The sequence below is a fragment of the Bradyrhizobium sp. ERR14 genome (genome assembly GCF_014198235.1).
Lineage (GTDB): Bacteria > Pseudomonadota > Alphaproteobacteria > Rhizobiales > Xanthobacteraceae > Bradyrhizobium.
This window is the reverse complement of the sequence record NZ_JACIHD010000015.1, coordinates 96,917-110,356: the sequence shown is the minus strand read 5'-3', so window position 1 is coordinate 110,356 and position 13,440 is coordinate 96,917. Positions and strand designations below refer to the sequence as shown.

Sequence of the window (13,440 nt, the reverse complement as noted above, 5' to 3'; positions counted from 1 at the left end):
GATCTCGCCTGCGGTTGGCGAGGCGGATCCCCGCATCTTTAAAGGAGCGATGCATGAGGAGCGGTACATGAACAGCATCGTTCGCGACAGCGACGTCGTCGAGCTCAGCGAGCCGCCTGTCTTCAGCTTTGGCCAAAAGGTTCGGGCCAATCGCACCATCCGCAATGATGGCACCTATCGCGGCAAGGAGATTGGCGACGTTTTAGTCAAGAAGGGAGAGGTTGGCTACGTCGTATCGATCGGCACGTTCCTGCAGCAATTCTACATCTACGGCGTCGAGTATCTGGAAAGCGGCTACCGCGTTGGCATGAAGCGCAAGGAACTGGAGCTGGTGGATGCCTGCGAGGAGATCGATGATCTGCCATTGCCGGAGGAGTCATGACGCAGTCCGGCTTTCCGAAATATCGGCGTGGCCAGCGGGTCAAGACCGCAGTCGACCTCATCAACGACCACTCATTTCCCGATACGGAGCCCGAGGGAGTCTTGCTAGCCGCCGGAGCGACCGGTGAGATCATCAACGTCGCGACCCATACCGAAGCGAACGTGCCGATCTACATTGTCGATTTTGGTGAGCAGCTGCTCATCGGCTGTCTTGAAGAGCTTTGAATGGAGGCTCCCGCCATGAATGCTGCGCTGATGAGAAAGGTAAAAGCCGGGCTAATGCCTCACCCTAACGAGCTCGATCGCAAACGGATCGAGCGCGGCTTGAGCTCGCGCCAGCGCTATCTCTACGTCTCGCCGAACGTGACGCCGGTGAGGGGCGGCTACCTCGTCGAGAGCCCCTGTTGCTCGCGCAACATCAACAAGGATGGCGCTCTCATCGATGTCGCGCTGGTTCTTTATGATGCCGTGAGCGGGGTCTGGAAGCTGTTTCGCAAGAACCACGCGCGAGAAATCTGGGAATTTCACAGCCTTTACCACCGGTTAACTTCGGCAATCGACGAATTGAGTGCGGATCCGGAGCGTCTGTTTTGGCAATGACGCCCGCCTTTCACCAGTCACAGAGGAGCCACGATGGCGCTCACCGAGGAGGAAGTGATCGAAATCGAGCGGCTGCTTGCAGCCGATGGCGCCGAGATGGGCCCGTTTGCCGAGCTGCGGCGCCGCTTTCCGCAGCTTGCTTGGGTGCGCTGTGATGCGTCGGATGTGCCGGACCAGCCGTTCCGGCAATTTCCGGGTTTCGATCTTCATCTGATCGACGGATCGGATCACTGCGTGCAGATTACGGCCGATCCGACGCGGGCGACCGGCATCGTATTGGCCAAAAGGAATGTTGGGCGGTGAGCACTGAACTAGCAGAGCATCGGCTTGATGGCGCGCACACTGTGGACGAGAATGCATCATTCATTTCACTGTCCGATCCCGATATCACCTTCGCCGAGCTCTCCGCCGTGGAAACGCTGCTGTGTTCGCCGCAGATCTCTAACGGGCGGATCACTGAGGCTTTTGAGCACGCTTTCGCCGCCTATCTTGGGCGCAAATATGCTGTTGCGGTCTCGAGTGGTACCATCGGGCTCCTGCTTGCGCTGAGGGCGCTCGGCATTGGCCCGGGGCAGGAGGTTATCGCCTCGCCCTACTGCTTTCGTGAGACCGCGCATGCCATCAGTCTCGCAGGCGCACGAGCGGTATTTGCAGATGTCGACTATTGGTCGGGAGCATTAGTCCCAGCGAAGGCCGAAGAGCGCATCACGGCCAACACGCGGGCGATTGTCGCCGGCAATCCCAACGGTCATCCAGCACCATGGTCGGAGCTGCGCGCGGTCGCACAGCGCCATCAGCTACTGCTTTTGGAGGATTCCACCGAGGCGATCGGATCGAGCTACAAGGGTGAGCTCGTCGGCCGGTTTGGCGACCTCGCGGTGTTCGACTTTGCTCAGCCGGTGGCCCTAACCTGTGGCGAAGGCGCAATGGTGGTGACCGACGATATCGACATTGCGCTCGACTTGCGTCGCCATCGCGCCCATCGCCTGGACGAGCGCTCTTCCGTTGTTGTCGGTAGTACGGCGCCTTATCAGGCCGGCATGAGCGATCTCACGGCCGCCTTGGGCCTAGCGCAGCTCAAGCGTCTCGATGAAATCCTGGAGCGGCGTCGGTTCATCGAGCAGCTTTATAACGCGCATATGCAATCATTTGAGGGCCTCAAGCCGCCTTATGTCGGCCCCGATGTAACCGAGGTAAACTGGTTGCTTTATCTCGTTCATCTGGGGACACGCTTCACTCGATCGGGGCGCGACGCCATTATCGATGATCTGCGCGTCGCGCAGGTTGAATCCGCCGCCTATAGCCAACCGCTGCACTTGCAACGCCACTACTTTGACTTCGGCTATCGGCGTGGCGATTTCCTGGTTGCGGAAAAAATATCAGATCGCGCTCTTGCGCTTCCGTTTCACACCCATATCACGAACAAGCAGATCGAGTTTATCGTCGAGACCATGAAAGATGCGTCGATCAACGTGGGAGCCGGTGCAGCGATTTACTGAGATGCTCGTGATCCAACACACGGAAGAACGAGAATTGAATTGCGATGATCACAGTGTTTGTCATCGCGAGTGATGAGCAAGGGAACCTAAGAGATGCTTCAAGCGACGCGAAGAGGTCCTGCTCGATAGCAAAGGCGCCGCGTCCATGGGGCGACAGTCGACATCGTCGGTGTTCGCTCGGGATCTTTGGAGTTACCAGAACAGGAGATCGGTATGAACTCGCAACAAGTCATCATCCACGTCCGCTTCGGTCCGAACGGGAGGGTGATCCAGATCAGCGAGCGTCCGACGAAGCTCACGCCGAACCAATGGTTTGATGTCCTCCACGCCCGTGCAAGCTCGGCTTATCGGCCGCTCGCTCGTGGCCGTGGGACGTTTCGGCTGAGCCGGACTGCGATCGAAGCCTTTAAGCAGGAAACTGCGAGGCCGGGATGAGCGAACCGATAAACGGCAACCTGATGAGCGATCAAATCGAGGGGTTTGCCGTCTGTCTGGTCGACGCCATCGAGCGGCGTGGCGCCATGGGGTGTAGCTTGTCGCGGATCGATGGAGGCGAGAGCCGGCCATTTTCAGTTATTGTGGTGCGCACCTTCAGCAACGACTATCTTGGCTACGTCAATCGTTGTCCGCATGAGAGCGTCCGGCTCAACATCGGCTCTGGCGCGTTTTCTTGGGTGGATCGCTCCTCAGATGCGGCCGGCACGGTGCAAGATTCGAGATCGACACTGTGATGTGCATCGACGGCCCCAGCGATGGACGAGCGGTAGCGCTCGGCGTGATCGGAGGTGACGTCTGCCTGCGGCGTCAAGCTGCTGGAGGACCCGGTTTGTCGGCCGCCCGTTCGGAGACAGCGACAAAACCATAGATATAACGATCCATCCCACTAACGGCCCCATCGCTTTGTTGTGCTCAAGCTGCCTGAGGCGCTTTGCCGTCTGAGAGGCCGTCCTACTCGTGAGCGTTGGCAGATGGGTGTCACGGCTTTTGACTTGTGAGACAAAACGGGGCTTGGCGTGGATTACGGCGTTGCACTCCGCGACCTTCGCCGCACCAAGAAGCTGCTCCTGCCTTAGCTCGCCAAATCGAGCCGGCAGGCGAAAAAGATGCTGTGGGTTCGCGCCGGGCGATGCGGCGAGCCGATCACGCCATGGCAGAACAGAGCGCTCGAGTCACCGCGCGATCGTCGAGAATGAAGACTCCTCGATAGGCGGCATGAGGCTCATGAAGATCGCTGCTCATTCCAAGATATGATAGCGCGAGAGCTGGGCAAATAGCCGAGATTCTCGCTTATCCTGCGTACGAACTGCAGAAGGTTGAAGCGGGAGGCCAAACGCTATGCGACGTTTGTCGTGTCCGAAACAGAAGCAAACGACATTTGTCACAACTTCGGCAATAATTGTGAGTCGCGCCGGGCAAAGCAAGGGATCCTTGCAGAAACGAACGTAACGTATCTGGTGCGCAACTTGCTTTGGAGAAGTTGGATGGTGAGCAAGTGATGCGGGAGTAAAAAGACCGCGATGACGGGAGAAGAGGTTGAAATTGATCAAGGAGGCTGCTCCGGACGCGAAGGTATCTATCGCTGATCTTCAGCGACGACAATCACGATGGTGCCCGCTCATTTCGCCGCTTTTCGCAAGCGCGAGTAGGAATCACTAGCAGCAATTGGTCGATGCGGCGTTCAATCTTAAGAGATTGTGAGGGGCAATGTGCTCGCACTTTGGCTCTTTCAGATGAAGCGCATTGATCACAGGATAGGCGCATGAACTCAGAAACCGAATTCGAGCTTCCTCAACTTTATAGGCATCATGTCTTTGCCTGCAACACGCAGCGTCCGCCAACTCATCCGCACGGCAGCTGTGGCGCCTCCGGCGCGCAAGCCCTGTGGGATCGAATGGGCAAGGCGATCGAAGCGCAAGGCCTCTACGATATTGGCTTCACGATGGCAGGCTGCCTTGGCTTTTGCAACTCCGGTCCGTTGATGGTCGTTTATCCTGACGGAGTGTGGTATCGCGCGACCACGCCTGAGGACGTTGACGAAATCGTAAACTCCCACCTCAAGCAGGACAAACGTGTCGACCGCCTTGTGATGGTGCTAAAGCGAGGCTAGAAGCTTCGCTTAGCGGCCACTTGCCGAGCTAGCGAGCATGGACGGCTTGTCCGTCCATGAGCGGGCCGCTCGGAGCTCAGATCGTCTGAGGTTGAGGGGAAGCCTCACGCTCCGGGTCTGCGAACAGCAGGTCATTGACCTTGGCGCGGCGTGCCGCCGTTTTTCTCCGCCCAATAGGCAAATGGCGCCTTTGCAACGCGCGATGAAACAAGAATATGATCGTAAACTGGGTCGGTCTGTTTGTGTACCGTTACTCATGCCACGCGATCCGTAGCTCGCAGCGAGAGCGATGCTGCGAATGGCTCCCTGCGTCTCGCGAGATGATACGTAATTGACCGCGTCATCTCGCTCCTTCCTTGCGCTGTGGTGAGGTTAAGGGACGCGCTCGATGAGCTCGCCGCGTCCGGTTGATCAACTGGGTCCTGTCCTAGCCTCAGAACTTGTAGGTGACGCCGCCGCCGACGAGCCATGGGTCGATGTTGGCGCGCCCGGTGACGGCAACTGCATTGTTTACGGTCGCGGAGTACTGCGGCCGCAGCCACAGCTTCTTCACGTCAAAGTTGAGACCCCAGTGACGATCAAGCATGTAATCGAAGCCGAATTGGACAGCCGCGCCGAATTTGTTGCTAATGCGCAAATCCGTCACGGCAAGTCCGGCGAGCGAGGTATTCGCTGCCGATTGGTTGAAGAATGCGGTGTAGTTGACGCCCGCGCCGATATAGGGCTTGAGCCGGCCGAAATCTGTGAAGTGATATTGCAGCGTCAGTGTTGGCGGCAACAGCCAGGCTTTGCCGATATCGAGCCCAGTGAGCGCGCCACTGCCGCTGATGTGATGGCTGGTCACGCCGAGAATGAGTTCAGCTGCAACGTTTTTCGTGAAGAAATAGGTGATGTCGAGCTCGGGTATGGCTTGATAGCTGATCGAAAGCCCAGAACTTGGTGAGGACAGCGAGGGCGTCCCGGCAACGTTGACCGAGCTTCCTGCGGTATCCGGCAAAACGCCGAGCACGCGCAGGCGGATCATCCATGGATTGAAGGATTCGATTGGAGGCGCTTTATAGTAGACCGGAGCCGGACGCAGATCCGCAGCCCGTACGGAGATGCTGGCCAACGAGCTCGCTAGTGCGAGGAGCGATGCCGCCGTCAGAACTGTCCTTGTTCTCATCGAAGTCTCCATTCCATAGGTTCACGCGAGGAGCCGCGCGAGATCTCTGTCACACATGGGGGATGTCGGAGGATTTGATACCGATCAAAATGGGAGCGACCGTCGCACAATTATGCCGCTAAGTTGCATAAGGATCACGACCGCGGAGCGTGGTGGTCTGTTCTGATCGTTATTTCAGTCAAGAGAGCCGAAGTGTTCAAGAAACTGCCTCTCGGCTTGGTGCTCTGATCCAATCCAGGCCGCGGAGTCATGGGTGATAGAGGCGGCAGCTGCGGCGGCCTCTCACACCTTGCGAAGGCGAGAAGCGCAGCATGCGAGCGCAATATGGGCGATGCCGCCTTACGGGGCAGCCACTCGCGCCGGCCGTCTCAGCGAAGATCCCCTCGGTTACTACCGGTGAAGGAAGCCGGAAGTGGGGAACGTCATTCTTTGCCTCGTTTGATGGCCTGGGGGTACGCTCCGCCGTTTCCTCACGTCTGTGGACAACGCGTGCGGTTTGCTTCGTGGAAGCATTCCTCGAGATTATCTTGCGTGTTGCGGCCAAGCAGCGACAGCACGGGCTCATGACCGAGTCCGGCAAATCGTGCGCCGTCTACGTCGATCAGCGGTCGTCGTATCAGGAGCGGATCGCCTACCATCAATGCAAGTGCGCTTGCCGCGTCGATAGTATCGAGATTGACTTCGCCTGACTTGATACGGGGCGCAGCTCGGTTGAACCAGGCCTCGACGGGCATGTTGCCGAAGAACTCGCGCAACTCCTCCGCATCCCATGGCTTATTCAAGATGTCTTGGGCGATCACGTCGTGGCCGGCGGACTTCAGCGCTTGAATCCGACGCGCGTTAGTGGCGCAGCCGAGCTTCTGATAAAAGATAATTGTCGCCACGACATACCTATGTGAGCGCGCTGAGCTGAACGATTGGCACGGCGCTGCTGCTTTCGTGAGCCAGTTCGAATTTCTTGCCCGATCATTTCCAATGTCAGCGCACCAAGCGCTGTACTGTATTTGCAACACTCGCCGCTGGTCCGCCAGGTTTTGAGCCCGACCGGCATATTCACGCTTCTCAAATCGCTCGACTTGCGAGAACAGCAGCAAGTTCCGTTCCACACCTGAAGGCATCGGAACAGGTCCCGCCAAATCGGCTTTTCGCGTTAATGGTTGTGGTCGTTGTTCGCTTTCTGACAGCCGCGGATCCTGTCGGATCAGAAACAACCAGGATCACTCCACGGCTGGTTGGTTTTTAGAAACGTAATCAGATGCTTAAGGAGCGTGGTCAAGCGTTGGCACGGCGGTTGCTAATAAGCGGCAGCAACACTGAGTGAGGGCTGAGTGCACGCCGACGCGTAAGGCGAGCGATGCGCTCCTTCCCTTGAACCCGTGTGCCCCCGTTTCTGAGAGAGAAACAAGCTCGCGTGCAAGAAGCGCACAACTTTTGGCAAATCGGTTGATGGAGAGCAACATGTCTTCACTGAGACAAATCGCGTTCTACGGGAAGGGCGGCATCGGCAAGTCGACCACTTCGCAGAACACGCTAGCGGCGCTGGCCGAGATGGGTCAGAAAATTCTGATTGTGGGGTGCGATCCAAAAGCGGACTCGACCCGCCTGATTCTGCACGCCAAGGCGCAAGACACGATTTTGAGCCTTGCAGCGAGCGCCGGCAGCGTGGAAGACCTCGAGCTCGAGGACGTAATGAAGGTCGGTTACAAGGACATTCGCTGCGTGGAGTCCGGTGGTCCTGAGCCGGGTGTCGGCTGCGCCGGGCGCGGCGTCATTACCTCGATCAATTTCCTGGAGGAGAACGGCGCCTACGAAAACATTGACTATGTCTCATACGACGTGCTCGGCGACGTCGTTTGCGGGGGCTTTGCGATGCCAATCCGCGAGAATAAAGCGCAGGAAATCTATATCGTGATGTCCGGTGAAATGATGGCGATGTATGCCGCAAACAACATTTCCAAGGGCATCCTGAAATACGCGAACTCTGGCGGCGTGCGGCTGGGCGGTCTGATTTGCAACGAGCGGCAGACCGACAAGGAGCTGGAACTGGCGGAAGCGTTGGCCAAGAAGCTAGGCACTCAGCTGATCTACTTCGTGCCGCGCGACAACGTGGTGCAGCATGCCGAGTTACGCCGCATGACGGTGCTCGAGTATGCACCCGAGTCCAAGCAGGCCGATCACTATCGCAATCTTGCGACCAAGGTTCACAATAATGGCGGCAAGGGCATCATCCCGACCCCGATCTCCATGGACGAGCTTGAGGACATGCTGATGGAGCATGGCATTATGAAGGCCGTAGACGAATCCATCATCGGCAAGACCGCCGCCGAGCTCGCGGCGTCGTAAAGGTCGCGTGTCGCAGCCTTGTGAAGGCGCGCGACGGGTGCCGGTCTCCCAAACCGCCCATCCCGGGAGGCCGGCATTCTAACGATCGAGCCTGACCAAAACCAGGATGCGGCGGGGCAAACCTGACCACTGTGGAAACCCGCAAAATTATGTCCGAAGCGCACTTCCTTCCGTTGAGGGCTGCTTGTGCCGTTGATGCCAACAGCCAGATGCACAGGGGAATTGCAACCTACAGCCTGCTCACCGGTGTGCCTCCTGCAGATGCCGATATCGCCATTGACAGCAATCTCGACCGCCATGTCCTGGCGTCCATCCTGGCGGCTGCCACAATGGATGGTGGCTCCCTTCCCGAGAAGGCCGGCCTGTGCGGCCTTGAACTGGCGGCCTTGCTGGAGCAGTACTTTCCCTCCCTTGAGATCAAGCTCGCGGAGCAGCTCTCGGCTTTCAAGTGCGAAGAGGACGACGAGATCGCAATGCTGCGCGATTTCTTGCTCAAGCAACGCTCGACTGAAGGGGATATCGGCCGCTGGCTGGCTGCGATGATCGCGCGCCGCGCCATTGAGCCAGACCATCTGTGGGAAGCTCTCGGCTTGCGCAATCGTGGCGAACTCTCTCGTCTGCTCAGCCGCCATTTCGCGCCGCTCGCCGTGCGCAATGTCAACAATATGCGCTGGAAGCGCTTCCTCTACCGCATGCTTTGCGAGGACGAAGGCCTCGTGATGTGCACAACACCCGTGTGCACGCAATGTGCCGACTTCAACCTTTGCTTCGGCGAAGAAAGCGGTGAGAGCCGGATGGCCGAGCGCCGGCGCGATTTTCTGTTGCAGGCGGCTCGGCCGGTCGTTGCCGGCGACTGGCCATCTGAACTGCCACAAGGGTCCGCGATCGCACCATCATCGCAGAAAGCCTCGCCGGATTTGGTGAGCCGCGCGGAAGGTTGAGGGCGCGGCTGACGCCGTTTCGAGCGAGTGACCATGTGTCCAAAGCGGCGGAGGGCTCAAGTGCTCCGCGACAAATCTCACATCCTGCGCGCCGCAATTGCATTAACGTTCGAACTCGGCGGGGCAACAGGCAAGGCGTCCGCTTCATGAGCCTGTCGCATTTGCGACAATCCATTTGCTGAAGAAGGTCGAGGACGGAAGCGTTAGCTTAGTCAGAGGGTTGCCTGGGACGATAGGCTGGCATGCTGGTTGCTGAAGCTTAGGTAGGTCAAACAATGAGGAGCTCTCGCGTGATTGCCGCCAGCACCGCCGCCAAATCGTCTTGGTCCGACCAGGTGCGCGCCAAGCCCACCGTGCTTAACGACACGACATTACGCGACGGCGAGCAGGCACCTGGCGTTGCGTTCACCACAGAGGAAAAGCTGGCGATCGCGCAGGCGCTGGCGCGGGCCGGAGTCACGGAGATCGAGGCGGGAACGCCAGCGATGGGCAACGAGGAGATCGCCGCCATTCGCGCCATTGTCGAAGCAGATCTTCCGCTGACCACCATAGGCTGGTGTCGGATGCGGGAATCGGATGTCGACGCGGCGATCGAAGCAAAGGTGTCCATGATAAATATGTCGGTCCCGACCTCCGATGTCCAGATCGCGGCCAAGCTAGGTGGTCATCGCGACCTGGCACTGGAACGGGTGAAGCGAGTGGTAGGCTATGCCCGTGCGCGCGGACTTGAGGTCGCCGTCGGTGGTGAGGATTCCTCCCGCGCCGACATCAATTTTCTCACCAGACTGATGGCAACTGCAAAAGCCGAGGGCGCGCGTCGCTTTCGTATTGCAGATACGCTCAGTGTGCTCGATCCCGACGCAACCTACGCGCTGGTCATGAATTTGCGTGCGACCACCGATCTCGAACTCGAGTTTCACGGTCACGATGATCTCGGACTCGCAACTGCCAACACGCTCTCCGCTATCAAGGCTGGTGTGAGCCACGCCTCAGTGACCGTCATCGGGCTGGGCGAGCGGGCCGGAAATGCCCCGCTCGAGGAAATCGCGGTCGCACTCAAGCAGCTCTACGGGCGCGACACCGGCATCATACTCCCGGAGCTCGAGAACGTCGCCGCGGTGGTAGCAGCCGCGGCCGCACGTGCGATTCCTACGAACAAGGCCATCGTCGGGGAGCATGTATTTACGCACGAATCCGGCATCCATGTCGATGGCCTTTTGAAGGATCAACGCACCTATCAATCGCTTGATCCCGTTTTGCTTGGCCGCTGCAACCGCTTTGTGATCGGCAAGCATTCCGGACTTGGAGCGATCACCGCGTTACTCGATGAACTGCAGCTCGTCGCCAGCCCCGATCAAGCCAAACAGATTCTGTCGCAAGTCCGCAAATATGCCATCGAGCACAAGCGGCCGGTCGCGCGCGAAACCGTGGCGGCGATCTGGCGCGACGTGTGTGGATGCCTGGCAAACCACCCCGCGTGAAAAGCCGTGTCCAACAATATTTGCGTCGACCACTCGCAAACCGACGCGCCGCAAGGACGGTGTTCGATATCGCTGATGGGCGCGAACGGCGTCCAGCTTTCGCACGTCAGATCCTCTGGCGCGATCTCACCTCCAGATCTTACTTGCCGTTCCACCATACATGCTGTGATCTCTTACCCAACGGCGAGCCGTCCCCGGACTGCCAATCGGCGTCTTCTCGCGCGGCTGATTTCCGGTCCGGCGACCGGCCTGACGAGCGTCAACCTCTATCGTGGTCTGGCCATTGATCCCAAATCTTCATCGGGACCAGCGTCGTCACCGGCGGACCTGCTGGTCGGGCAGCGAAGTTGAGGGCTCGTTTTCCGGAGTCAGGCTTTGGCGATGTGTACCAGCTGTGCGAGGCAGGACAGCAGCAGTCAACAGGGACAACCCCATCTCATTTACCGTCGAGAGCTAATCCGAAGGAGATTTTCCATGATCAACTCATCCCCGGCAGCCGGTATCCTGGATCGGCTCAGCAAGGCCTCGTCGGCAGAGGATTTTTTTTCGCTACTTGACGTCGATTACGACCCTAAAATCGTGAATGTCGCGCGCCTTCACATCTTAAAGCGCATGGGACAATATTTTGCAAAAGAGCAATTTGCTGGTGCCGCAGAACCGGAAATCAGAGCTCGGTGCAAGGCGATGCTGGAGCAGGCCTATGCCGATTTCGTGGCATCGTCACCGATCGACCAGCGAGTGTTCAAGGTTTTGAAGGAGGCGGTCGCAGACCCTAAGAAGGCGGCGGCCTTCGTCCCATTGAGCGAGCTGAAGTGATCTAGCGTTCCACTGCAAGCAAGGTGTGCCCGACGGGGCACCGTGGCAACCCGATGTGCGGCCTTCGTCTTTTTCCGGGTCAACTCTCTGCAGCTATCACCCGAGCGGCGGCTGTCGTATTCCCGACCCATGTCTGGACTGGTCGTGTCCACGGTATCAGCGGATATTCAAGTGTCTGCCAAACCATTACTTTCGACTGACATTCAGTGTTTTTTGCAACTGGTACGACACTTGCTGTTGTCCTGCCGATCCGATCATCGATGCCGACAGATGGTAGTCGTCCGAGATGAGATTGAAGGAAGACCCATGATGCTGCTTTTAATGCCTGCCGAGCCCTGCGCCATCATCTCGTGGCCTACGATCGCGCCAGGTCCGTTCGAAACGGTCTTTGACGCGATCAAGGCTCCGTATGAACGGTGAGATGGTGGTCAATGGATAAGTCGCCCGTTCGCGCTACACCTGGAGAGGGTATGCACAGTGTCGTCCGCATCAAATCGGCCCCGGATTCCGCTCAGATTTGTATCCATCTCATGGCGGATTGCAACATGCGTCAGGAAGAGGGCCAACGTCGGCCCATACGGGCTGTCCGCGCTGGAGGCTCGGCATGGATCGCGTGACAGGTGCGTTGCCAGGATCGCCCTCGTCGTCACAGTCGATGTGGTGCCGCTGGGCCGAAAGTGAGGCGCAGGTATTGCGCAACGAACGGACTCGTCAACTCAGGCATGGAAGCGACCGGTCAGAATCACCGCGACGCCCTGGCCGCCGCGGTGGCGCTCGTCGAAACTCGCGCGCAAGGCTCTAGTGTGGAAGGCCTATCCAAATCCGGCGGGACCGGTACGTCTATCGCGACGACGCGTCTTGTTGTGAGGCCGGTCGGACCAAGCAGACGGGGCAGAGCAGCCGGCCACTTGCTGATCCAAAGTGATCTTCAGTTAACGAACCTAAAAAGCAACGTGTGGCGCGGGCGCGCCTATTTTCGAGGGGAATTTAGAGCATGAGCAATGTCACCAGAACGGCCATGCCGGCGGCGGCCGGCCGCGCAGCAGCCAAAAAAGAACTGCCGGAGCACTTCAAGGCGTACAAGCACGTCTGGGTCTTCGTCGAGCTGGAGCGTGGCCAGGTGCATCCGGTTTCCTGGGAGCTCATGGGTGCGGGCCGCAGGCTTGCCGACAGGCTAAAGGTAAATCTTGCCGCTGTCGTTATCGGTCCAGAGGGGCAGCACACACGTAACGCCGCGCTTGACGCCTTTTGCTACGGCGCCGATCTGGCCTATCTCGTGAGCGACAATGTTTTGTCGGATTACCGCAACGAATCCTATACCAAAGCGCTAACCGAACTCGTCAACACCTACAAACCCGAAATCCTACTGTTGGGGGCGACGACCCTCGGTCGCGATCTCGCAGGTTCCGTGGCGACGACCCTGTCGACGGGGCTCACTGCCGACTGCACCGCGCTGGAGGTCGACGCCGATGGTTCTCTTGCGGCGACGCGTCCGACCTTTGGTGGCTCGCTGCTCTGCACGATCTATACCTTGAATTATCGTCCGCAGATGGCAACCGTACGCCCGCGGGTCATGCCGATGCCTGATCGCGTCGTACGCGATTCCGCTCGTATCATCGTCCATCCGCTCGGTCTTGTCGAAGATGATATTGTCACAAAAGTATTGTCGTTCCTTCCCGACCGCGATGCAGAAACGTCCAATCTGGCCTATGCCGATGTCGTGGTTGCGGGCGGCCTGGGATTGGGATCGCCTGAGAACTTTCGGCTGGTGCGCGAGCTCGCAACTCTGCTTGGCGCTGAATATGGCTGCTCGCGTCCTCTCGTGCAAAAAGGGTGGGTTACGTCTGACCGGCAAATCGGCCAGACGGGCAAAACCATCCGGCCGAAGCTCTATATTGCCGCCGGCATTTCCGGCGCGATCCAGCACCGTGTTGGCGTGGAGGGCGCGGATCTGATCGTCGCCGTCAATACTGACAAGAACGCTCCGATCTTCGACTTCGCTCATCTCGCGATCGTCAGTGACGCCATGCAATTGCTACCGGCGCTGACGGCCGCATTTCGTGCCCGGCTATTGCCGAATTCGCGCGCCCGTATCGCAGTCTAGAGG

At 58.6% G+C, this 13,440-nt stretch carries 14 protein-coding genes; 12 read left to right on the top strand and 2 right to left on the bottom strand.

Features of this window, described 5'->3' with window-relative positions; genetic code table 11:
• The first annotated feature begins 67 nt into the window (after positions 1 to 67).
• From GGD62_RS30215 to GGD62_RS30185, 7 genes are all read left to right on the top strand, one after another.
• Positions 68 to 382: a nitrogen fixation protein NifZ gene (locus GGD62_RS30215; protein ID WP_183258076.1), complete on the top strand. Its 315-nt coding sequence runs from the start codon at positions 68 to 70 to the stop codon at positions 380 to 382.
• Entirely contained in the window at positions 379 to 606 is a 228-nt protein-coding gene (locus tag GGD62_RS30210) for a nitrogen fixation protein NifZ (RefSeq protein ID WP_183257928.1), read from the top strand. The genes GGD62_RS30215 and GGD62_RS30210 overlap by 4 nt, the downstream gene beginning before the upstream one ends.
• A 15-nt stretch (positions 607 to 621) precedes the next feature.
• Positions 622 to 981, top strand: a complete 360-nt coding sequence (locus GGD62_RS30205) for a DUF3024 domain-containing protein (RefSeq protein WP_183711791.1) — start codon at positions 622 to 624, stop codon at positions 979 to 981.
• 33 nt (positions 982 to 1,014) lie between these two features.
• Complete coding sequence (locus GGD62_RS30200) at positions 1,015 to 1,284, top strand: DUF6129 family protein (RefSeq protein ID WP_183711789.1); 270 nt, start codon at positions 1,015 to 1,017, stop codon at positions 1,282 to 1,284.
• A gap of 41 nt (positions 1,285 to 1,325) precedes the next feature.
• Positions 1,326 to 2,480, top strand: coding sequence for a DegT/DnrJ/EryC1/StrS aminotransferase family protein (locus GGD62_RS30195; RefSeq protein WP_183711848.1), 1,155 nt, complete (start codon positions 1,326 to 1,328; stop codon positions 2,478 to 2,480).
• A 431-nt stretch (positions 2,481 to 2,911) separates the two neighbouring features.
• Positions 2,912 to 3,211, top strand: a complete 300-nt coding sequence (locus GGD62_RS41115; RefSeq protein WP_246800353.1) for a hypothetical protein — start codon at positions 2,912 to 2,914, stop codon at positions 3,209 to 3,211.
• Between the two features lie 1,028 nt (positions 3,212 to 4,239).
• Positions 4,240 to 4,587, top strand: coding sequence for a ferredoxin (locus GGD62_RS30185; protein WP_104461830.1), 348 nt, complete (start codon positions 4,240 to 4,242; stop codon positions 4,585 to 4,587).
• A gap of 433 nt (positions 4,588 to 5,020) precedes the next feature.
• Here the strand turns inward: GGD62_RS30185 and GGD62_RS30180 are convergent, their stop codons facing one another.
• Both GGD62_RS30180 and GGD62_RS30175 read right to left on the bottom strand, forming a co-directional pair.
• A complete protein-coding gene (locus tag GGD62_RS30180; RefSeq protein WP_183711787.1) occupies positions 5,021 to 5,764 on the bottom strand; it encodes an OmpW family protein in 744 nt (247 codons plus the stop codon).
• Between the two features lie 458 nt (positions 5,765 to 6,222).
• Positions 6,223 to 6,846 carry an ArsC/Spx/MgsR family protein gene (locus GGD62_RS30175; protein ID WP_312014311.1) on the bottom strand — a complete coding sequence of 208 codons (624 nt, stop codon included), beginning with the start codon at positions 6,844 to 6,846 and terminating at the stop codon, positions 6,223 to 6,225.
• Positions 6,847 to 7,210: 364 nt separating this feature from the next.
• Between GGD62_RS30175 and nifH the strand changes: the two genes are divergently transcribed.
• From nifH to GGD62_RS30150, 5 genes are all read left to right on the top strand, one after another.
• Positions 7,211 to 8,095, top strand: coding sequence for a nitrogenase iron protein (gene nifH, locus GGD62_RS30170; protein WP_183257923.1), 885 nt, complete (start codon positions 7,211 to 7,213; stop codon positions 8,093 to 8,095).
• Positions 8,096 to 8,244: 149 nt separating this feature from the next.
• A complete protein-coding gene (locus GGD62_RS30165) occupies positions 8,245 to 9,036 on the top strand; it encodes a nitrogen fixation protein NifQ (RefSeq protein WP_183711784.1) in 792 nt (263 codons plus the stop codon).
• 290 nt (positions 9,037 to 9,326) lie between these two features.
• A complete protein-coding gene (nifV, locus tag GGD62_RS30160) occupies positions 9,327 to 10,517 on the top strand; it encodes a homocitrate synthase (RefSeq protein WP_409333972.1) in 1,191 nt (396 codons plus the stop codon).
• A 474-nt stretch (positions 10,518 to 10,991) separates the two neighbouring features.
• Positions 10,992 to 11,333: a nitrogenase stabilizing/protective protein NifW gene (gene nifW, locus GGD62_RS30155; protein ID WP_183711782.1), complete on the top strand. Its 342-nt coding sequence runs from the start codon at positions 10,992 to 10,994 to the stop codon at positions 11,331 to 11,333.
• Between the two features lie 994 nt (positions 11,334 to 12,327).
• Positions 12,328 to 13,437 carry an electron transfer flavoprotein subunit alpha/FixB family protein gene (locus GGD62_RS30150; protein ID WP_183711780.1) on the top strand — a complete coding sequence of 370 codons (1,110 nt, stop codon included), beginning with the start codon at positions 12,328 to 12,330 and terminating at the stop codon, positions 13,435 to 13,437.
• Positions 13,438 to 13,440 lie beyond the last annotated feature (3 nt).

Bases quoted from the DNA above. Each gene is read 5' to 3' on its own strand.
- GGD62_RS30215 (WP_183258076.1), top strand. From the start codon at position 68: ATGAACAGCATCGTTCGCGACAGCGACGTCGTCGAGCTCAGCGAGCCG.
- GGD62_RS30210 (WP_183257928.1), top strand. From the start codon at position 379: ATGACGCAGTCCGGCTTTCCGAAATATCGGCGTGGCCAGCGGGTCAAG.
- GGD62_RS30205 (WP_183711791.1), top strand. From the start codon at position 622: ATGAATGCTGCGCTGATGAGAAAGGTAAAAGCCGGGCTAATGCCTCAC.
- GGD62_RS30200 (WP_183711789.1), top strand. From the start codon at position 1,015: ATGGCGCTCACCGAGGAGGAAGTGATCGAAATCGAGCGGCTGCTTGCA.
- GGD62_RS41115 (WP_246800353.1), top strand. From the start codon at position 2,912: ATGAGCGAACCGATAAACGGCAACCTGATGAGCGATCAAATCGAGGGG.
- GGD62_RS30185 (WP_104461830.1), top strand. From the start codon at position 4,240: ATGAACTCAGAAACCGAATTCGAGCTTCCTCAACTTTATAGGCATCAT.
- GGD62_RS30180 (WP_183711787.1), bottom strand. From the start codon at position 5,764: ATGGAGACTTCGATGAGAACAAGGACAGTTCTGACGGCGGCATCGCTC.
- nifH (WP_183257923.1), top strand. From the start codon at position 7,211: ATGTCTTCACTGAGACAAATCGCGTTCTACGGGAAGGGCGGCATCGGC.
- GGD62_RS30165 (WP_183711784.1), top strand. From the start codon at position 8,245: ATGTCCGAAGCGCACTTCCTTCCGTTGAGGGCTGCTTGTGCCGTTGAT.
- nifW (WP_183711782.1), top strand. From the start codon at position 10,992: ATGATCAACTCATCCCCGGCAGCCGGTATCCTGGATCGGCTCAGCAAG.
- GGD62_RS30150 (WP_183711780.1), top strand. From the start codon at position 12,328: ATGAGCAATGTCACCAGAACGGCCATGCCGGCGGCGGCCGGCCGCGCA.